Below are 20,403 nucleotides of genomic sequence, written 5' to 3'. Positions count from 1 at the left end.
ATGTATCAGATTAGCAGAGAAAAAATGCCGGAGCTCCTTGCCGCTGTTGCAAAGGAGATGGATCTTTTCCTTCCGGTACAAAACAATGGAATTACCAATTTCGGTTTCTGGACCGAGGACGCAGACGTGGATCTCGATACCTTAAAAACCGTAAAATCCCCGAAAGATGCCTTTTTCCCGCAGAGTGAAATTCTTTACTCCTGCTATCAGAAGGCAAATAAAACCAGCATTGAACCGGCTGCATTAAAAGACGCACCGTTTGCTATCTTCGGCGTTCGTCCGTGCGATGTCAGAGCGTTCGATGTTCTGGACCGCGTTTTCTTAAGCGAGCCTGCAGACGTTTACTATGCAGCAAGAAGAGAGCACGGCATCGTTGTTTCCCTGGCTTGTCATGAGCCGGAAGACAGCTGCTTCTGTAAAACCTTCGGCATCGATGCTGCAGAACCGGCAGCAGATGTTGCTATGTGGCAGGTAGCTGACGGTTATGCATGGGAAGCAAAAACCGAAAAAGGCCAGAAACTGACCGAGCTTGTAAAAGCTTACCTGACCGAGCAGGATCTTACCAAAGAAGTAGAGGCTGAGAAAGAAGCAATCCGTACTCTGATCGACAAGATGCCAAACAGCAACCTTTCCCTCGAGGGATGGGGCGTTGGCAAGACAAAAGAACGTTTTGACGATCCGAAGTGGAAAGAACTTTCCGATGCCTGCTTAGGCTGCGGAACCTGTACGTTCTCCTGCCCGACCTGCCAGTGCTACGATATCAAAGACTTTAACACCGGAAACGGTGTACAGCGTTACCGCTGCTGGGATTCCTGCATGTACTCTGATTTCACCATGATGGCAGCAGGAAACAACCGTACCACACAGCTGCAGCGTTTCCGTCAGCGTTTCATGCACAAACTGGTATACTTCCCGGACAACAACGACGGAATGTATTCCTGCGTCGGATGTGGACGCTGCGTAGAGAAATGCCCGCAGTCGCTGAACATTGTCAAAGTAATCAAACGCATGGGAGGTACCAAGTAAATGTGCAATTGTAGTTGTGGAAGCGAAGAAAAGAAAAACGCTTTGCTGCCGCAGGTCGGTATCATCACAGATATCCGCCGCGAAACACCGGACGTAAAAACATTCCGTATCGTTCGTCCGGACGGCACCAAGCTGTTTGAACATATGCCTGGCCAGTGCGCAATGCTCTGTGTACCGGGTGTCGGAGAGGCACTGTTTTCCATTACCTCTTCCCCGACAAACAAAGAGTACCAGGAGTTCTCCATCAAGGAGTGCGGTACTTTAACGAATTATCTTCACAACATGTCCGTAGGAGATGAAATCCTGGTTCGTGGACCGTATGGAAATCATTTCCCGGTAGAAACCGTATTAAAAGGACAGGATCTGCTGTTCATCGCCGGAGGTATCGGACTTGCTCCACTGCGTTCTGTTATTAATTACGTACTGGACAATCGTGATAACTACGGTACCGTAGATATCGTTTACGGTTCCCGTTCCAAAGACGATCTGGTACAGTTAAAAGAGATCCAGGAAGTATGGGCGAAAGCAAAAGATGTCAACGTGCATCTGACGATTGACCGTGAACAGGAAGGCTGGGACGGCCATGTAGGATTCGTTCCGAACTATGTAAAAGAACTGAATATGTCTGTTGACAAAACAGCTCTGATCTGCGGACCGCCGATCATGATCAAATTTGTTCTTCAGGGACTTCAGGAGCTGGGCTATGAGAAAACACAGGTTTACACCACTTTGGAGCTTCGTATGAAATGCGGTATCGGAAAATGCGGCCGCTGCAACATCGGAGACAAATACGTCTGCAAGGACGGCCCGGTTTTCCGCTGCGACGAGATTGACGAATTACCGAACGAATATTAAACGGAGGTTGAAGAAAATGCAGGAAATGGTAAATATTTACGTTTACGGCAAAAAGTATTCCGTACCTGGCGATCTGACCATCATGACCGCTATGGAGTACGCCGGATATCAGTTAAAACGCGGATGCGGATGCCGTCACGGATTCTGCGGTGCATGTGCGACCATCTACAGAATCAAAGGAAAAAATGAACTGAAAACCTGTCTGGCATGTCAGACACAGGTAGAAGACGGCATGTATATCGCAAGCCTTCCGTTCTATCCGATCGACAAGAGAACATACGATATCGAAGAGATCAGCGCAGAGCAGAGAGTCATGATGGATCTGTATCCGGAAATCTACAGCTGCGTTGGATGTAATGCATGTACCAAAGGATGTCCGCAGAGCCTGAACGTTATGCAGTATATTGCATACGCACAGAGAGGCGACTTCAAGAAATGTGCAGAAGAGTCCTTCGACTGCATCGGCTGCGGAATCTGTGCATCCCGCTGTCCGGCTGGTATCTCCCATCCGATGGTAGGAGAGCTGGCAAGACGTCTGAACGGAAAATACATTGCTCCGAAGTCTGAACATGTAAAGAACCGTGTAGCAGAGATCAAAGAAGGAAAATTCGATGATCTGATCGAGCAGGTTATGCAGAAACCGATCGAAGAAATGCAGGAACTTTACAACAACCGTGAGATCGAGAAATAAGGAGGGAATTTCGAATGTATACACTGGCCAATATGCAGGACTCTATTAAAAAGGTAGAAGCTACCAGAGCCCAGAGAATGGCAACAGAGCCAAGAAGAATGACAGCGGATGAGAAAGATGCCCTTCTTGCAGCATATCATCCGGACTATAAAGAGGAAGGCTTCATCACCCTGAAAGTCGGCCCGAACAAAGGTGAGAAAGTTCCGACAGAGCTCGGCTATCTGCTGGAGTCCAACAGCCGTATCCTCGGTGTTGACATCGACCTTGACAAAGTAGATTATGACGTAGATGTACTGGTTATCGGTGCCGGTGGAGCAGGTTCTTCTGCAGCTATCGAGGCTCACGAGGCTGGCGCAAACGTTATGATTACCACCAAACTGAGAATTGGTGATGCAAACACCATGATGGCAGAAGGTGGAATCCAGGCAGCGGACAAAGAAAACGATTCCCCGGCACAGCATTATCTGGATGCGTTCGGCGGCGGACACTTTGCTGCAAGACCGGAACTGCTCCGCAAGCTCGTAATGGAAGCTCCGGATGCAATCTCCTGGCTGGAAAACCTGGGCGTTATGTTTGATAAAGATGAGAATGGCCGTATGGTAACTACGCACGGCGGCGGAACTTCCAGAAAACGTATGCATGCATGCCGTGACTACTCTGGAGCAGAGATCATGAGAACACTGCGTGATGAAGTCATCAACCGCGGTATTCCGGTGATCGAGTTCTCTTCCGCAGTAGAGCTGATCAAAGACGATAAGGGACAGGTTGCAGGTGCTGTTCTCCAGAACATGGAGACTGGCGAGTACCAGGTAGCAAAGGCAAAAACCGTTATCATCGCAACCGGTGGTGCGGGACGTCTTCACTACAACAACTTCCCGACATCCAACCATTACGGTGCAACCGCTGACGGTCTGATCCTTGGATACCGTGCAGGCGCTCCGCTTCTGTATCAGGATACCATTCAGTACCATCCGACCGGAGCTGCTTACCCGGCTCAGATCTTCGGTGCTCTGGTAACCGAGAAAGTACGTTCTCTGGGCGCAATGCTCGTAAACGTAGACGGCGAAGCATTCATGCATCCGCTGGAAACCCGTGATGTATCTGCAGCAAGCATCATCCGCGAGTGCTCCGACGACCGCAACGAGGGCGTTGAGACTCCACAGGGCAAGGCTGTATGGCTGGATACTCCAATGATCGAGCTGATCCACGGAGAAGGCACCATTGAGAAGAGAATCCCGGCTATGTTCCGTATGTTCATGCAGTATGGCATCGATATGAGAAAAGAGCCGATCCTGGTTTACCCGACGCTGCATTATCAGAACGGTGGACTGGAAATCAACGGCGAAGGCTTTACCAACACCGTAAGCAACCTGCTCGTAGCAGGTGAGGCAGTTGGAGGAATCCACGGAAGAAACCGTCTGATGGGTAACTCTCTGCTGGATGTTATCGTATTTGGCCGTGATGCAGGAAAAGCTGCAGCAGCAAAAGCAAAAGACGTAACACTTGGAAAGATGAATCTGGATCATGTGGAGAAATATGCTGAGACCTTAAAAGAGGCAGGCATTGACACCGGTATGGTATCTCCGCAGCTTCTGCCGGATTATGCAGGAAAGAGACACCTGTAAAATGCAGTAACCGCGAAAAAGCGTGGCCCGGGGCAGAAATACTGTCCCTGGACACGCTTTCCGTGCTGAAAATCCATTGGATGATCGGTATGATAAAATAGCAAGGAAAGAAAGGTGGAGAATCCCATGCGTGAAATTCAGGCTAGTACCATTACGGATGTGGTAGAGAAACTTTGTATCGAAGCAAACTACCATCTTCCGGAAGACGTAAAATGTGCCATCACAGGCTGCCGTGCCTGCGAGGATGGCGAGATTGCAAAAGGTGTTCTGGACAAAATCGTAGAAAATTATGAGATCGCAGACGCACAGAACGTGCCGATCTGCCAGGATACCGGAATGGCATGTGTTTTCCTGGAAATCGGACAGGATGTGCACATCGCAGGAGGAGATCTTGCAGAGGCAGTCAACGAAGGTGTCAGAAGAGGATATGACAAAGGATACTTAAGAAAATCCGTTGTCAAAGATCCGGTCAGAAGAGGAAACACCGGCGACAATACACCGGCTATGCTCTACACCGAGATCGTTCCTGGCGATCAGATCAAAGTAACCGTAGGCCCGAAAGGCTTCGGAAGCGAAAATATGAGTATGATCCGTATGTTCAAACCGTCCGCAGGTCTTCAGGGAATCAAGGATTTCATCCTGGAAGTTGTTGAGACAGCAGGCCCGAACCCATGCCCGCCTATGGTAGTCGGCGTTGGTATCGGCGGAACCTTCGATAAATGTGCACTGCTTGCGAAAAAAGCACTGATGCGCCCGATCGATTCCGAGAACCCGGATCCGTTCTACGCAGATCTGGAAAAAGAAATGCTGGAGAAAGTCAACAAACTCGGCATCGGACCGCAGGGCTTTGGCGGAAAAACCACAGCCATCGGCCTCAATATCGAGACAATGCCGACTCATATTGCGGGAATGCCGTGTGCAGTCAACATCAACTGCCATGTTACCCGTCATAAAACGGAGGTGATCTGATCATGGAAAAACATATTCAGCTGCCTTTAACAGAAGAACTGGCAAAAACACTGCATGCCGGAGATACCGTATATCTGACCGGAACTATCTATACTTCCCGTGACGCCGGACATAAGAGAATGTGTGAAGCGCTCGCAAGAGGAGAAAAAATCCCGTTTGATCCGACAGACGCTACGATTTACTACGTAGGACCGACCCCTGCAAAACCAGGCCAGGTCATCGGATCTGCAGGTCCTACCACCAGCGGCCGTATGGATGCGTATGCTCCGACCATGATGTCCGTAGGCGCAAGAGGAATGATCGGTAAAGGCGCACGTCTTCCGGAAGTTGTAGAAGCCATGAAGAAATATCATGGCGTATACTTCGGAGCCATCGGCGGAGCCGGCGCACTGCTTGCAAAATGCATCAAAAAAGCAGAGCTGATCGCATACGAAGATCTTGGCGCAGAAGCACTTCGCCGTCTGGAAGTAGAGGATATGCCGCTTTTCGTTATCATCGACTGTGAGGGAAATAACCTGTATGAGATGGGAAGAAAAGAGTATTTAGAAGCGCATAAAGAAGACTAAAGGTTATGCTTCGACGGGTATCTGTGAATGATGATAACGACGAAATAGCATAATACAAGAGAGACCATAGAGCTGTCTGAAAAAATCAGACAGCTCTCAAGCTGAAAAGGCATCAGGGCATTGACACTTGCAAGCGACTTTCGGCAGAAAAAGAAATGAAAGAGGAAGAAAAACATGACTGTAGAAATGATAAGCCACTTACTGGAAGCACTGATGATCCTGTGCTTTGGCCTGTCCTGGCCGCTGTCCATTTATAAATCCTGGACTTCAAGAACAGCAAAAGGAAAGAGCCTTTACTTTGAGGTGTTCATCTGGATCGGATATATTTTCGGTATTGCCAACAAATTCATCAGCTATATGAACAACCCGGACAAAGACTGGATCTTTTTCCTTGCGTGGGCTTTCTATTTCCTGAACATTGCAGAGATCACGGTAGATATGGTGCTGTACTTCCGCAATGTAAAACTGGATAAGAAAAGAGAAGCAGAGAAATAAGACAGCGGAATACAGTTAAACGAATCCCCGTCCGTGCGGCAGATTATGCTGCATGGGCGGGGATTCTTACGTTTGTCTTAAGTTGCCTTACGATTTCTAAGATGGATTGCATGGTGGGGAGATCGTTTGATATAATGGGAGTATCAGAAACGAAAGCCAAAAATCGGAAGGGAGGATTTTTATGAGACGGTATGCATGGGTAACAGCAGTGTGTCTGGCGGCACTGATGGCAGGCGGATGCGGAAATCAGGCAGGGCAGGAAACCAAACAAAATTCGGTGAGCGTATCGGAGAGTGCAGCATCCGGTGAACCAGAGGCAAAATCAGATGATGTGGGATCGGATGGAGATGCGGTGAAAGAGGCCGGGGATGGTTTGGAGAACGACGAAGAAGGAAAAAACGAAAAAGGAGCTTCCGCCGTAAAACTGGAAGAGGGAGAAATCTACCGGGATGATCTGGACGGGGATGCGTCAGAGGAAGAAGTTTCTTTTTCTTTTGAGGGTGATGGGAAAAATGGTCATGACTTCGAAAACTATAAGTATATTCTGACGCTCAACTATGGAGAGCATGTGAAGCAGTTCGAGATCCTGGGCGGATATGAAGCAACCTGGATAATACGAACAAAGAGTGGTGGCCACTATTTGTATCAGGAATCGTATCACGAAGACGGACTATATTCGGTAACCGTTTTCCGGGTATCATCGGATGAAGCTGTGGACCTTGGCTGTCTGGATGGAAGAATTGGAGATAACGGTATAGAAGATGTCAATGCGTTTTCCTGGGTGGAAAGAATCAATCTGCTGGGAACGTATGCCGGGGAACGGAACGTCGGGGTCGGAAGCGAGGGACTTCCGGAGGCGAAAGAAGATGCATGGACAATTTTCTGGGACAAAAAACCGCTCGTCCTGAAGCAGGAACTAGAAGTTATTGTTCAAAACGAAGACGGAAGTACAGAAAACAGAGTCCTTCCGGCAGGTACGGAACTGATTCCACAGGAAACCGATAAAGAAACGTATCTGGATGCAGAAACTTCGGATGGAACACGGTGCCGGATTGAAGTGGAGACAGAAGACGGATATACTTATATGATTCACGGGGTAGATGAGCATGCATATTTTGCAGATCTTCCGTATGCCGGATAAAGCCGCGAAAAGAAGGGATTGCAGGAACGGAAAAAGATAGGTATACTGTGTATAGAATCTGCTTGACTTAAAGTGCACTTCATAGTTTAGAATAAAGAAAGCTGGAGATTTGCAGTGTCAGAAAAGAGAAGGTTCTGGCAGAGCAGAGGTTTCAGCTTTCTTTTTATGTTGTACCGTAGTGGATACGAAAGAAAAGAGTTGAAAAACGAAAACGAGGTGAAATGTTTTGGAGGCAAGAGAGGTACTGGAAAAAGTAAAAAACAACGAAATCTCTATCGAAGAGGCAGAAAAATATTTCAAAAAAGAGCCGTTCGAGGAGATGGGATATGCGAAGCTTGACACGCATCGTGAAATCCGAAGCGGGTTTCCGGAGGTGATTTTCTGTGCGCGGAAGGCGGATGCGCATCTGCTGGAAATTTTTACGCGTCTCTATGCGCAGGACGGCGAGGTTTTCGGAACGAGAGCCAGTGAGCACCAGTATGAGCTGATCCGGGAAAAGTTTCCGGAAGTGGTTTATGATCCGCTGTCGCATATTTTAAAAATAGAGAAGAAAGACAAAAAGCGAATCGGAAAAATTGCTGTCTGTACGGCGGGAACCGCAGACATTTCCGTTGCTGAGGAAGCGGCGCAGACGGCAGAATACTTCGGAGCAAACGTCGAGCGAATTTATGATGTCGGCGTGAGTGGTATCCACCGTCTGCTGTCACGCCTCGATACGATTCAGAGTGCCAACTGCGTTGTTGCCGTTGCCGGTATGGAAGGAGCGCTGGCAAGCGTGCTCGGCGGCCTGGTGGATAAGCCGGTCATCGCAGTTCCGACCTCTGTGGGCTACGGGGCCAGCATGAACGGTCTTTCGGCGCTGCTTACGATGATTAATTCCTGTGCGAACGGAATTGCTGTCGTAAACATCGACAACGGTTATGGGGCCGGATATATTGCAACACAGATTAACAGAATGGGAGTGCATAAAGATGAGTAAAAGTTTATATCTGGAGTGCGGGAGCGGAATCAGCGGGGATATGACCGTTGCGGCTCTGCTCGATCTGGGAGCAGACCAGGAGGTACTGGAGAAGGCACTGGCAAGCCTTCAGCTGCCGGGATACAAAACTGCCGTTACGAGAGTGAAAAAATCGGGGCTGGATGCCTGCGACTTCAATGTCATTCTGGATGCGGAGCATGAGAACCACGATCATGATATGGCGTATCTGCATGGGGATATGGCAAAAGCGCATGCACATGGAGAGGAGCATGTACACCATCATGAGCATACGCACGATCATGAGCATGTACATGACCAGAAACATACACACAGCCATGACCAGGAACACGCAGGAGAGCATCAGCACCATCATGAGCACCGCGGCCTGCCGGAGATTCTTGCCATTATCCGCCGCGGTGATCTGACACCGGGAGCGAGAGCTCGGGCAGAGCGGATTTTCCAGATTCTTGCAGAAGCAGAAGCAAAAGCGCACGGTGTGCCGCTCGATCAGGTGCATTTTCACGAGGTAGGAGCGGTCGATTCCATCGTAGATATTGTTGCCGCCGCCGTCTGCCTGGACAACCTGGCGCCGGACGAGGTGATTGTGACGGGGCTCTGCGAGGGAAGCGGTTTTATCCGATGCCAGCATGGACTGATCCCGGTTCCGGTACCGGCCGTTTTAAATATCGTGCAGACGCACGGCCTGACGCTTATTCCAACCGGAATCAAGGGCGAGCTTGTTACACCGACCGGTGCAGCTATTGTTGCTGCTATCCGAACAAAAGAGAAACTTCCGTCCTCATTTAAATGCACGAAAACAGGTCTTGGAGCCGGAAAACGGACGTATGAGCGGCCGTCACTTTTACGGGCTATGATGCTGGAAACCGAGGAAAATGACGAAAAAGATACGATCTGGAAGCTGGAATGCAATATCGACGACTGCACCGGTGAGGCACTCGGTTACTGTATGGGAAAACTGCTGCAGGCAGGTGCAAGGGATGTTCATTATATTCCGGTCTATATGAAGAAAAACCGTCCAGCATATCAGCTGGATGTGATCTGCGAGGAAGAAAAGCGGGAAACACTGGAGAATATTATTTTCACGGAGACAACCACGATCGGAATCCGTCGCTGCCAGATGGAGCGTACCGTGATGAAACGCGAATTTGCAACGATCACGACCGAATACGGGGATGCCGCTGTCAAGATCTGCCGTCATGGAGAGATAGAAAAAGTTTACCCGGAGTACGAGAGTGCCGCACTCATTGCTGAAAAAAGCGGTATGCCGGTTGGTGAGGCCGGTGCGTGGATCGTACAGAAATATAAAGAAGGAAAGTAAAAAACATGAGATATTTGAAACCACATTTTTACGATCAGTTTACATGCACAGCAGGAGATTGTCCGGATACCTGCTGCGCCGGCTGGCAGATTGTGATCGACGAGGATTCTCTGGAGCGGTACGGAAAGGAGCAGGGCGAGTTTGGAAAACGTCTGCGCAATTCCATCGACTGGGAAGAGGAGTGTTTCTATCAGAAGAACCGCCGCTGTGCTTTTTTGAATGATGAGAATCTCTGTGACCTCTACAAGGCACTGGGCCCGGATGCGCTTTGCGATACGTGCCGTCTGTACCCGAGACATACGGAAGAATATGAGGGACTGCGGGAGCTTTCCCTGTCCCTTTCCTGCCCGGAGGCGGCGCGAATCATTCTGTCCTGCCAGGAGCCGGTGCGCTTCCTTGCGGAGGAGACCGACGAGGAGGATGATTTCGAAGAGTTCGATTTCATGATGTTCTCGCAGCTGGAAGATACCAGAGATGTTCTGTTCAAAATTCTGCAGAACCGTACGATGCCGCTGCAGGAGCGCATGAGGGCGGCGGAACAGCTTGCCGAACAGTATCAGATCTGCATGGAAGAACAGCGGGAATACGATATTGATGATCTGCTTCGGAAATATGAGAAGCATTTGGAAGAGGGAACCTTAAGCGAGTGCGCGGCGGAAAGTCTGGCCCAAAAAGGTGTGGACGCTGCGGGATTCCACGTATGGGAACGTCAGAGAAAAGAACTGGCTGTTCTCCGAAGCCTCGAGCGCCTGCGCCCGGAATGGGATGAGGTGCTTGACGGTACAGAAAAAGTGCTGTACCAGAACGGCGAATCTGCTTACCGGGCCATCTGTGAAGAATTCCACCGCACCTTTGGAGCGAAAAGCAGCCGTCGTGCCGAGTGGGAAAACATAGGCGAGCAGCTTCTGATGTTCTTCGTCTACACCTATTTCTGCGGTGCCGTCTACGATGATATGGTCTGTTCCAAAATGGAACTTGCCCTTTTCTCCGTTCGCTGGATCCAGGAAATCCTGCTTGCGCGGTGGCTGGAAAACGGAAAAACACTTTCCATGCATGACGTTGAGGAGCTTTCCTGGCGTTACGCACGCGAGGTTGAGCATTCCGACGATAACCTGAATGCGCTCGAGGACTGGCTGTTTGAGACTTACGCGCCGGAAGGATGTGTACTGGAAGAAGAACAGGAATAGAAGAGGAAGAAAAATCATGCAGGAAAAGCAAAAGAAATAGATGCTGCGTATTGCGCTTTATCTGGTTGGAATTATTGTGCTGGCACTTGGCATCACATTGAATACAAAGACGAACCTCGGCGTGTCGCCCATCATCTCCATTCCGTACGCTGTGGCACAGATTTTTGGCTATGAAACAGGAACGGCAGTCTTTGTGGCGTATCTGATCTTTATCGTATTGCGGATTGTGCTGCTGAAAGGAAAATTTCCACCGTTCCAGCTCTTACAGGTTGCGGCCAGCTACCTGACCAGCGCCTTTATTACCATCTTTGACCGGGTTCTCCCGGTACCTGAACAGATGGGAAGCCGGCTTCTTGTCCTTGCCCTTGCTATCGGAATGATCGGTGCAGGACGACCGGTGGGAATCGGAATCGGCACTGTTGTAGCCATGGTCTGCACGGGAAGAGTGATCGCGTTGTTTAACCATTTTGGAAAGAAGAAAATAGAAGAAATCACAATCGCATAGCACGCCAATACCCCTGTCGAAAAACCTTGAGTTTTCGGTGGGGGTTTGTTATAATGAAAGACAGCGAAAGAAAAATTTTTTGATTTGTCATAAGGCGTTTGTTTGCGTTATGAGAAGTGCGAAGGAGGAAGTGGCAAATGAACTTAGTTATTACGATGAGCCGCCGGTTTGGTACTGGGGCGAGTATTATTGCGAAAGAACTTTCCGAGAGACTGCATATCCCGGTATATGATAAGGACGATGTAGAGCACGGCATGCGTGAAAATGCCTTTGAATCTGAGGCGGATGCGATCCGCGAGCTGGCGAAACAGCCGTGTATTATCATTGGACGGTGTGCTTCGGAGTTTCTGAAAGATAAAAGCAACGTCATCAATATTTATGTCTGCGCGGACAAAGAGGACCGGATCAAACGTATCATGAAGCTGTTTTCCCTGACAAGAGAGGCGGCTGAGGTGATGCTGGAAGAGACAGACAAGCAGCGTGCCGAGTATTATTATAAAAATACCGGAAAGACATGGGGCGATGTCAATAACTACCATATGATCCTGAATACCTCGGATCTTGGCATCGAGAACTGTGCCGATATTCTGATGCGGTATTTTGAAATGAAAGATTATATCTAAGAGATATTTAAAAAGAAATACATAAAAAATCAGGTGCTTCCCGAAAAAGAGAAGCACCTGATTTTTTGTGCGGTTTAGTAAGCCTGATACGTATTGCCATAACTCCGGCTGGAGAAGTAATTCTGTTTCAGAACCAGGAACAGTTCGGCATCGGTTGCATATTTGTACGGATACAGATAGAAAATACCGACAAGATTGCAGGTGATTCCGGAAAGAATATACCATCCGATAAAGGAGAGATCAAGAATAAATGTATTCATCTTTTCACCGTTCATCATTTCACGGCTGATGCGGAATGCTTCTTCGGTCGAAAGTTCCGGGTAGTCGGCGAGAAGATAAGGAACCATGTGGTATTCATAAGCTTTCACAATTCCAGGAATCAGAAGAAGCAGCGACCAGAGGAATATATAAAGATTTTTTAAAAACAGAGTCCACACAGTTTTTCCATAGTAGCCGTTCTGGAATCCGAACAGTATGTTGCCAAGTCCCGCTTTTTCCATCGAGTTTTCAATGAAAAACCTCGAGCCTCCTACCTCAAATGGTGCAAGAACAAAAATACGGATCAGAATAAAGGCAAGACCAATGACAAGAAGTACAATGCCGCTGAAGACAGTAAAAACAAATTTAACCGGTCCAAGCGGGGTGAATCTTTCTGCAAAGGATTCCACATTGAAGTTATCGGAAGAAATCGTAAATCCAGATATACCGACCGAGTTAGTCTGATTGCTGTCATTGTTGGAATTTCCAGAATTAGAAGTACCGCTTCCGACCAGCAGAGTCAGAATCAGGGCGGCTACCACACAGATCCAGTAATTGCGTAAAAATGCGGCTTTTCCGCGGGTTTTCAGTTCCTCTCGAGTCCACATAAAAAAGACCTCCCTCTTAATGTAAGTGTAAACAGCAGATAATTCTGCTAAGTCACGATTATCTTACCATGGGGCAGGTGAAATATCAAGACAGCTTAAGGAAAGTTTAAGAAATTGGCAGAAAGATTAAAGTGGAAATGTGCATTCTTAAATAAAGATTTTACTTGTGAAGCGGGGATGAATGTGCTATAATCTCTCCGGTGCGTCAGAACGCAGCGGGGCCGGGTTTCTCCGGGGTGCGTTCTGAAAAAAAAGAAACCTGTACGTTGAATTGACAAAGAGAGCGAGGAATCTACGTGTATCTGACAAAGGGCGAGTTTCTGCAGAAATTTGGGATTCTGCCGCAGGAATTTGAAGAGGCAGATATTTCCTGGGAAGAACTGCTGGAAATTGCGGATGATTATGAACGGCGCCGGCCGACGCTGGAAAAGATCCGAAAAGAATTCGTAGCAGAATTTCTGCAGGACAAGGAAAAAGAGATCGGACTGCAGTCGTACCACAGCCGTCTGAAGGACACCGAACATCTGGTGGAAAAGCTGGTGCGCAAGCGCCTGGAAAATTATGCAAAATACCGGAAAATGGATGCGACAAACTATATGCGTTATGTGACAGACCTGATCGGAATCCGGGGACTTTTGCTGTATCGGGAGGACTGGGTAAACTTCCATAAATACATTATCCACTGGTTTAAAAACGATCCGGAAAAATACATCCGTGATTACGGCCGTGACTACGACCAGAACGCATCGGGCTATATGGCAGAGCCGCCGAAAGTCCATACAAGACTTGGCGATTACGCTGACATTTATGTGAACTGGATTCCGGAGGAGAACATTCTGGACCGGAAACATTACCGTGCGGTGCATTACATTGTCGTTTACCGCGGCGTCTACATTGAAATTCAGATTAAGACGCTGTTCGAGGAGGGCTGGGGAGAGATTGACCACAGCATTCTTTATCCGCGGCGCAAGGGAAACGCCATGCTGACAGAGTTTTCCGAGCTGCTGAACCGTCTGGCGGGCATGGGAGATGAGATGGGATCGTTCTACCGCCGTCTCCAGGTTGTGCCGGATGAGAAGTTCCAGAGCAAGGAAACGATCGTGCGCAAGCGTGAATTAAAACCGCAGGTCAAGGCAGCGGTGGAAAAACGCGATCTGAACGAAATTCATACGATGGATGATGCCGTCTGGAGCATACTGAAAGAATAAAACTGCTTTTCAGACATGGGAAAGGATAAAAAATGGATGGAAGAAACACGGGCCGCATGGGCTTCTCTCATGCAGCAGAGGACTCTGCGGAGAATATGATGGCGGCAGTCAAAGCCGGAAAAATCCGAAAACATCTGATGGGAAATAACTCGCCGATCCGCTACGGAACAATGGAAAAACGCGAGATGACCGAATATACAGACTTTGTCCGGACGAAACTCTGCTATGAAATCCTGAATCTGCCCGGGGAGGAAAAATGAATACAATAGAAAAAATATACACAAACTACGACGGACTTCTGGAAGAATTTTCCGAGGAAGTAATCCAGAGCCGTTACGCTGTTTTTTACGAAGAAATCGAGGAATTTGCCAAGAGTCTCGGCATCCGCGAGAAAATTCAGATCAGCGAGTCGCTGTTGAGCCATGCAGTGCTGGACTATTTCACAGATATTTCCCGCCTGAAACATTTTCATCAGGCAAAGCATATCAATTCATTGAAAGTGATCTCCTATGAGACCTACTGGCTGCTGCGGAGAAAACCGATCCAGATCCTGGTGGAGGATGAGACATCGGATGCGATGGCATTTCTGAACGAAAAGTTCGTCTTTTCCCGGATTGCCAAATATCTGATGGGCGACGGAAAACGGGTGATTTTAAGTCCGGAGACGAAAAAAGGCTTTCTGAATTATCTCGATTCGCTGTTTTATTACCTGAAATACCGCAATTACGATGCGGAAATGCTCGAGATGATGCTGATGGGCTTCAAAGCGGGTGTTCTCGTGGCGGATGATTTAAAGGAGCAGGAGTCCTGAAAAACGGGCGGAAGCGGAATACAACAAAATAAGATGAAGATCGAAAGAACCGGACGGGTCGTAAGGCTGCTGTCGGGTTCTTTTTTTGTGCGGTGCTGCATAAAGTGCAGAGAAAACATTGCGATGCATGGACAGAAAACCGTTTAACAATGGAGGGACGGGAACTGCTTTCCTTTGGAACTTTGTACAGGGAGGAATGGATATGGCCACGCTCGAAAAAATCAATGCATTTCTAAAAGCGGTGAATGCAGCCGCCTGGGGACCGCCGCTTCTTTTTCTGCTGCTTGGGACAGGCATTTTTCTGACCATCCAGCTTCGCGCGCTACCCATTCGACGGTTGTTCTTTGCACTTCGTACAGCATTCGGCCGTGAGGCGAGGTACAGCGGGGAGAAAACAGAAGCGGGAGTTTCGCCGTTCGCATCGCTGATGACGGAACTTGCGGCGGAGATCGGGACGGGCAATATCGTGGGGGTTGCCTCCGCAATGGCGCTTGGAGGACCGGGAGCACTGGGATGGATGATGCTGGCGGCGGTTGTGGGACTTGCTTTGAAATTTTCTGAGAGTTTTCTCTCGGTGCAGTACCGGATGCAAAGAAAAGACGGAACATACTGCGGCGGTCCGATGGTGACGCTGACCAGAGCATTTCCGGGGGAGCGGCTGGCGAAGATGCTGGCTGTGTTTTTTGCCGGAAGCACCGTGCTGGTATCTCTCGGAATGGGCAATATGACGCAGGCAAACTCGATTGCGCTGGCGATGCAGGATACGTTTGGCGTGGCAAGAGAAAAAAGCGCGTTGGTGCTGACGATTCTTCTTCTGCTCGTGGTGACAGGCGGACTGCGTTCCATTGCAAAAGCGGCGGAGGTGCTGGTACCGGGAATGGCACTCTTTTATCTGGGCGGGGCAGGAATGGTAATCGGTCTGCACGCCGGAGAGCTTCCGCGGACACTGCTTGCGATAGTACGGGACGCGTTTTCTTTCCGGGCGGTATCGGGAGGAGCGGTGGGTGCGGGAATTTCCCTGCTGCCGCCGGCCTTGCGGTATGGAATTTCCCGCGGTGTGTTTTCGAATGAAGCAGGGCTTGGAGCAGGAGGAATCAGTGCTGCGGCGGCACAGACCGACGATCCCGTGCGGCAGGGGTACATCAGCATGACAGGTGTGTTCGTTGATACCATGGTGATCTGTCTTGTGACCGGCCTTGCCGTTGGAGTGACCGGGGCGGCAGAGGGGATACTGGAGGCGGAAAAAGCGGATGGAGCGGCGATGGTAATTCAGGCCTTTGAAAGTGTGTTCGGACCGGCGGGAGGCTATGTTGTCGCGGTCGGGATTCTGCTGTTCGCATTTGCAACGATGGCCGGCTGGGCATACCAGGGGGAGCAGGCGTTTCTCTGGCTGGTGAAAAAGGATAGCTTCGGAATGGTTTACCGTGTTTTCTTCTGCTTTGCAGCGTTTGCCGGGTGCGTCTGCATGGCGGAAACGGTCTGGAATTTTGCGGAGCTTGCCAATGCCTGCATGGCGGTGCCGAATCTGCTCTGTGTGCTGCGGCTCTGGAAGGAAGTAAAAGAGGAGGCATTCCGGTTTGAAAGCAGGATAAAAAAAGCAGAACAAAAGAAAGATAGAAATACATGAGAAACCGTATTTCCGGTCCTCAGGCAGATTTCGATGCGAGCTGATCGAGAGAGCCGAAAGAATATCCCATTTCTTCCCATTTCGTCAGCAGCTCATCGAGAATCTCCGCGTTGGTGGATGAGGTATTATGAAGCAGGACGATGGCACCGGGATGAATGCGTCCGGTCAACTTTTTGAAAGCCTCCTCGTGGGTCGGCTGCTGATCCTGGTACCAGTCTACATAGGCAAGACTCCAGAAAAAAGTCTGATAGCCGAGATCTTTTGCCATCTGCAGGTTCTGCGTGCTGTATTTTCCCTGCGGAGGCCGGTAAAATTTCACCATTTCCTGGCTGGTGGTTTCCTGGTAAAGAGCGGAAACACGGTTCAGCTCTTCGGAGAAGGCTTCCTGCGTGGAAATTTTGGACATATCCGGGTGCGACCAGGTGTGGTTTCCGACGATATGGCCTTCTGCCGCCATGCGTTTGACAAGATCCGGCTGATCGGAGAGAAAATTGCCGACGACAAAGAACGCTGCGGGTGCCTGATGCTTCTGGAGTGCGTCAAGGATCGCCGGGGTGTTGCCGTTTTCATAGCCGCAGTCAAACGTCAGATAGATGATGTTTTCTTCCGGTGAAGCGGCAAACCAGGCGTTGTAGGCGGCAAGCTCTTCGGATGTAGCATTGCCGACGGGAGTCTTCCCTTTTTCCGGGAAGGAGAGCCCCCAGTTTTCGGCAGCAGAGGAGAGGACGGGCATCGAAACGGAAGAAACAGGTGTCTCCGGCGCAGCAGAGAGAAAAACTGGGGCTGCCTTTCGGAGCGCACGGCAGGTAAAGTGGGACAGAATAGAGCCAAAAAGAAAAGCGGAGCAGAAAAAAGCGGCGGCGATACCGGCTTTTTTCAGGATCCGGCGGGAAAGGGGTGAAAGAGAACGCATAAAATCCCCCTCCAGGACTTTTTGAGACAATATATGTATGGATGAAAGAAAACATGCGGCACACATCGGTTTGACTTTACCTGCAATCTATGTCACAATGGAGGTAGAGTGGATGGAAAGGGCAGAGAAAAACAAGATGACAAAATATGAGGTTTTAAAAAAGTACTTCGGTTACGATTCCTTCCGAGAGGGGCAGGAGATGCTGGTGGATGCGCTTCTGAACGGACAGGACGTGCTCGGCATCATGCCGACCGGAGCAGGAAAATCGCTGTGTTATCAGATTCCGGCGCTTCTGCTGCCAGGAATTACCCTGGTGGTATCACCGTTGATTTCTCTGATGAAGGATCAGGTATCGACCCTGAACCAGGCGGGGATTCACGCTGCGTTTCTGAACAGCTCCTTAAGTGCGGCGCAGTACCGGAAGGCACTCGGCTTTGCCATGGAGGGCCGGTACAAGATTATTTATGTCGCCCCGGAACGCCTTCTGACACCGGAATTTTTGTGCGCGGTGCAGTCGATGGAAATTTCGATGATTAGTGTTGATGAGGCACACTGTATTTCCCAGTGGGGTCAGGATTTCCGCCCAAGCTACCTGAAAATCACAGAGTTTGTCGAGCAGCTTCCCGCACGGCCGGTGATCGGTGCCTTTACGGCAACGGCAACAAAAGAGGTACGGGATGATATCGAAGCACTGCTGTCTTTGCGTGATCCGGTACGTCTGGTCACAGGCTTTGACCGGAAAAATCTGAAATTTACGGTACAGCAGCCGAAAGATAAATTCGCAGCCGTGGAATCATTCCTTGCAGAGCACGAGGCGGACTGCGGAATTATTTACTGTCTGACCAGAAAAAATGTGGAGGAGGTCTGTGAGAAACTCGAGCAGAAAGGATATTCTGTCACAAGATACCATGCGGGTCTTTCTGACCTGGAACGGAAGGAAAACCAGGAAGATTTTATTTATGACCGGAAGCAGATCATGGTAGCGACAAACGCTTTTGGTATGGGAATCGATAAATCGAATGTGCGGTACGTCATCCATTATAATATGCCGAAAAATATGGAAAGCTATTACCAGGAGGCCGGCCGTGCGGGACGGGATGGCCTTCCGGCGGAATGCATTCTGCTGTACGCGGGACAGGATGTGATCACAAACCAGTTTTTTATCGAAAACATGGCGCAGGAGAGTGAGGATCCCGAGACGACAGCGCTGATCCGTCAGCGGGAGGAGGAACGGCTGAAGAAAATGACGTTTTACTGTTTCACCCATGAGTGTCTCAGAGATTATATCCTGCGGTATTTCGGGGAATACGGTTCCAATTACTGTGGAAACTGTTCCAGCTGCCTCTCGGAATTTGAAACGGTGGATGCGACAGCGACGGCAAAGGCAATCCTTGGCTGTGTGCGGGAATGCCGTCAGCGGTACGGCACGACGGTGATTCTCGATACCCTGCACGGTGCGAATACCGCGAAAATCCGCCAGTACCGCATGGATGAAAACTCCCATTACGGGGAACTGGCAAAAGAGCCGGTCTACCGGCTGCGGCAGATCTTAAATGAACTGCAGGTTCGGGAATATCTCTATGTAACGGCCGACACATACAGCATTGTGCGCCTGTTGCCAAAAGCGGCGGAGCTGCTGGATGAGGACGGCACGATGCTGATGAAGATGGCAAAAGAAGAAAAACGGATTCCGAAAGCCGCAAAAGAGAAGACAAAGACAAAAACCTCGGCAGCGGCAAAGGAGCTTTCCAACGAGGAGGCCGTGGTATTCGAAAAACTGCGGGCACTTCGGATGGAGCTTGCAAAGGAGCATAAAGTGCCTCCGTATATTATCTTTTCGGATAAAACACTGATCCAGATGGCGGTAGAGAGACCGTCAAATAAAGAGGAAATGCTGGCTGTTTCCGGGGTCGGCGAGAGCAAGTTTGAAAAATACGGGGAGCAGTTTCTTGCATGTCTTGCAGAAAGATAAAACAAGTCGTGTAAAAAAAACGGGAAAACAACAGGAAAGGAAGAATACGCTTATGAAAAAAGAAAACGCAGTTATTTTTGGAGTGACCGGTGTTGTAGTTGCCGCCGTGCTGATTGGAGGCGGAATCTATATGAAAACGGAACGGGACCGAAATCTGAATGCAGATACAGAAAGTGCTGCAGAGGACAGCAATAGGGCAGAAGAAGTACAGAAAGCCGTATTTCTTGCAGAAGATTCCGGGTTATGGTACCTGGGAGATCTGGAACACGGAAACATCTATGTGACACATACACCGTCCGACACACTTTACGATGAAAATGGAAATGCCATTGATCCGTCCGAGATCAAAAAAGGAGATTTTCTTCAAGTGGAGGGCGACGGTATTATGCTGAACTCCTATCCGGGACAATATCCGGGTATCAGCCGTATTATAAGAATCAGCGGCGGTACGGAGGCGGATGCAGAAAAATTCGATGAGGAACTTTCCCAGATTCTGCCGGAAAAGGATCCATCGGAAATTCCGTTTCTGAATCTGTGCTACACACAGCCAAATGCCCAGGTGACAGCTATGGCAACACAGGGAGGTTATACCTGGTCTTATGTTGATGAGGACGGCAATGGTCAGAACGTCGTTGCGGACAGTGCGTTCATTCTGGAATGGACGGAACTGAGTGATCTGAATATAGAAAATGACGAAGGAAAAACCGATCTGGAGCTTGTCTTCTCGGAGGAGCCGGATTCTGTCACAGCAGAAAGATGGCCGGCCGAAGACCGGGGGCAGAACTTTGGCAATGGTTACCCGGAGGGAGAAAGCGTTTCTGTGGAGCATGCGGAGAGCTGGAGCATTCCGGGAGCCGAGGCCGGCTACATCTACGAAGTGGACGCGGTATTCGAAAATGGAACCGTGTCATACGGATTTGAAGTGAAAAAGTAAAAAAAGACTTTCTTTTTCCGTGATATTATGCTATTTTTACTGTGAAAACAGAAAAATGCAATGTGCCATAC

21 protein-coding genes are annotated in these 20,403 nt (G+C 49.3%); 19 read left to right on the top strand and 2 right to left on the bottom strand.

The window, feature by feature from the left end; all coding sequences use genetic code 11:
• From DWX32_RS07780 to DWX32_RS07720, 13 genes are all read left to right on the top strand, one after another.
• Positions 1-1,026: a 4Fe-4S dicluster domain-containing protein gene (locus DWX32_RS07780; protein ID WP_117801696.1), complete on the top strand. Its 1,026-nt coding sequence runs from the start codon at positions 1-3 to the stop codon at positions 1,024-1,026.
• On the top strand, positions 1,027-1,881 hold the full coding sequence (locus DWX32_RS07775) for an FAD/NAD(P)-binding protein (protein ID WP_022461174.1): 855 nt from the start codon (positions 1,027-1,029) through the stop codon (positions 1,879-1,881).
• 16 nt (positions 1,882-1,897) lie between these two features.
• Positions 1,898-2,572 carry a 2Fe-2S iron-sulfur cluster binding domain-containing protein gene (locus DWX32_RS07770; RefSeq protein WP_055265389.1) on the top strand — a complete coding sequence of 225 codons (675 nt, stop codon included), beginning with the start codon at positions 1,898-1,900 and terminating at the stop codon, positions 2,570-2,572.
• A 14-nt stretch (positions 2,573-2,586) separates the two neighbouring features.
• The gene (locus tag DWX32_RS07765; protein WP_055265391.1) at positions 2,587-4,197 is read left to right on the top strand and encodes an FAD-binding protein; all 1,611 of its coding nucleotides are present in this window, start codon (positions 2,587-2,589) and stop codon (positions 4,195-4,197) included.
• A 126-nt stretch (positions 4,198-4,323) separates the two neighbouring features.
• Positions 4,324-5,166 (top strand): fumarate hydratase, encoded by an 843-nt coding sequence (locus tag DWX32_RS07760; RefSeq protein WP_055265393.1) that lies wholly within the window; start codon positions 4,324-4,326, stop codon positions 5,164-5,166.
• 2 nt (positions 5,167-5,168) lie between these two features.
• On the top strand, positions 5,169-5,732 hold the full coding sequence (locus DWX32_RS07755; RefSeq protein WP_118640236.1) for a Fe-S-containing hydro-lyase: 564 nt from the start codon (positions 5,169-5,171) through the stop codon (positions 5,730-5,732).
• Between the two features lie 174 nt (positions 5,733-5,906).
• Positions 5,907-6,227 carry a hypothetical protein gene (locus DWX32_RS07750; RefSeq protein WP_022461179.1) on the top strand — a complete coding sequence of 107 codons (321 nt, stop codon included), beginning with the start codon at positions 5,907-5,909 and terminating at the stop codon, positions 6,225-6,227.
• A 181-nt stretch (positions 6,228-6,408) separates the two neighbouring features.
• Positions 6,409-7,368, top strand: coding sequence for a hypothetical protein (locus DWX32_RS07745; RefSeq protein WP_118659581.1), 960 nt, complete (start codon positions 6,409-6,411; stop codon positions 7,366-7,368).
• A 226-nt stretch (positions 7,369-7,594) separates the two neighbouring features.
• The gene (larB, locus tag DWX32_RS07740; protein WP_118659579.1) at positions 7,595-8,347 is read left to right on the top strand and encodes a nickel pincer cofactor biosynthesis protein LarB; all 753 of its coding nucleotides are present in this window, start codon (positions 7,595-7,597) and stop codon (positions 8,345-8,347) included.
• A complete protein-coding gene (gene larC / locus DWX32_RS07735) occupies positions 8,340-9,686 on the top strand; it encodes a nickel pincer cofactor biosynthesis protein LarC (protein WP_118659577.1) in 1,347 nt (448 codons plus the stop codon). The genes larB and larC overlap by 8 nt, the downstream gene beginning before the upstream one ends.
• A 5-nt stretch (positions 9,687-9,691) precedes the next feature.
• Positions 9,692-10,873: a flagellin lysine-N-methylase gene (gene fliB, locus DWX32_RS07730; protein ID WP_118659575.1), complete on the top strand. Its 1,182-nt coding sequence runs from the start codon at positions 9,692-9,694 to the stop codon at positions 10,871-10,873.
• A gap of 40 nt (positions 10,874-10,913) precedes the next feature.
• Positions 10,914-11,378, top strand: a complete 465-nt coding sequence (locus DWX32_RS07725) for a hypothetical protein (protein WP_118640240.1) — start codon at positions 10,914-10,916, stop codon at positions 11,376-11,378.
• A gap of 137 nt (positions 11,379-11,515) precedes the next feature.
• Positions 11,516-12,001, top strand: coding sequence for a cytidylate kinase-like family protein (locus DWX32_RS07720; protein WP_022461910.1), 486 nt, complete (start codon positions 11,516-11,518; stop codon positions 11,999-12,001).
• 74 nt (positions 12,002-12,075) lie between these two features.
• Here DWX32_RS07720 and DWX32_RS07715 read toward each other — a convergent pair whose 3' ends face one another.
• Complete coding sequence (locus tag DWX32_RS07715) at positions 12,076-12,867, bottom strand: DUF975 family protein (RefSeq protein ID WP_117801691.1); 792 nt, start codon at positions 12,865-12,867, stop codon at positions 12,076-12,078.
• A 296-nt stretch (positions 12,868-13,163) separates the two neighbouring features.
• On the opposite strand from DWX32_RS07715, the gene DWX32_RS07710 reads away from it, so the two are divergent.
• From DWX32_RS07710 to DWX32_RS07695, 4 genes are all read left to right on the top strand, one after another.
• The gene (locus tag DWX32_RS07710) at positions 13,164-14,075 is read left to right on the top strand and encodes a RelA/SpoT domain-containing protein (RefSeq protein ID WP_022461912.1); all 912 of its coding nucleotides are present in this window, start codon (positions 13,164-13,166) and stop codon (positions 14,073-14,075) included.
• 32 nt (positions 14,076-14,107) lie between these two features.
• A complete protein-coding gene (locus tag DWX32_RS07705) occupies positions 14,108-14,335 on the top strand; it encodes a hypothetical protein (RefSeq protein WP_117801690.1) in 228 nt (75 codons plus the stop codon).
• Complete coding sequence (locus tag DWX32_RS07700) at positions 14,332-14,886, top strand: hypothetical protein (protein ID WP_022461914.1); 555 nt, start codon at positions 14,332-14,334, stop codon at positions 14,884-14,886. The genes DWX32_RS07705 and DWX32_RS07700 overlap by 4 nt, the downstream gene beginning before the upstream one ends.
• Positions 14,887-15,088: 202 nt before the next feature.
• Entirely contained in the window at positions 15,089-16,513 is a 1,425-nt protein-coding gene (locus tag DWX32_RS07695) for an alanine/glycine:cation symporter family protein (RefSeq protein ID WP_158554960.1), read from the top strand.
• 19 nt (positions 16,514-16,532) lie between these two features.
• Here DWX32_RS07695 and DWX32_RS07690 read toward each other — a convergent pair whose 3' ends face one another.
• A complete protein-coding gene (locus DWX32_RS07690; RefSeq protein ID WP_243037567.1) occupies positions 16,533-17,426 on the bottom strand; it encodes a polysaccharide deacetylase family protein in 894 nt (297 codons plus the stop codon).
• Positions 17,427-17,562: 136 nt separating this feature from the next.
• Here DWX32_RS07690 and recQ point away from each other — a divergent pair, with 136 nt between their 5' ends.
• A complete protein-coding gene (gene recQ, locus DWX32_RS07685) occupies positions 17,563-19,398 on the top strand; it encodes a DNA helicase RecQ (RefSeq protein WP_118659636.1) in 1,836 nt (611 codons plus the stop codon).
• A gap of 52 nt (positions 19,399-19,450) precedes the next feature.
• The gene (locus DWX32_RS07680; RefSeq protein WP_118659573.1) at positions 19,451-20,332 is read left to right on the top strand and encodes a hypothetical protein; all 882 of its coding nucleotides are present in this window, start codon (positions 19,451-19,453) and stop codon (positions 20,330-20,332) included.
• The last annotated feature ends 71 nt before the right edge of the window (positions 20,333-20,403 follow it).

Origin of the sequence: Blautia sp. AF19-13LB, assembly GCF_003479105.1 — a bacterium.
Taxonomy (GTDB): Bacteria; Bacillota; Clostridia; order Lachnospirales; family Lachnospiraceae; genus Fusicatenibacter; species Fusicatenibacter saccharivorans.
The sequence above is the reverse complement of the archived record's forward strand: the minus strand, read 5'-3'. Positions and strand labels throughout refer to the sequence as shown.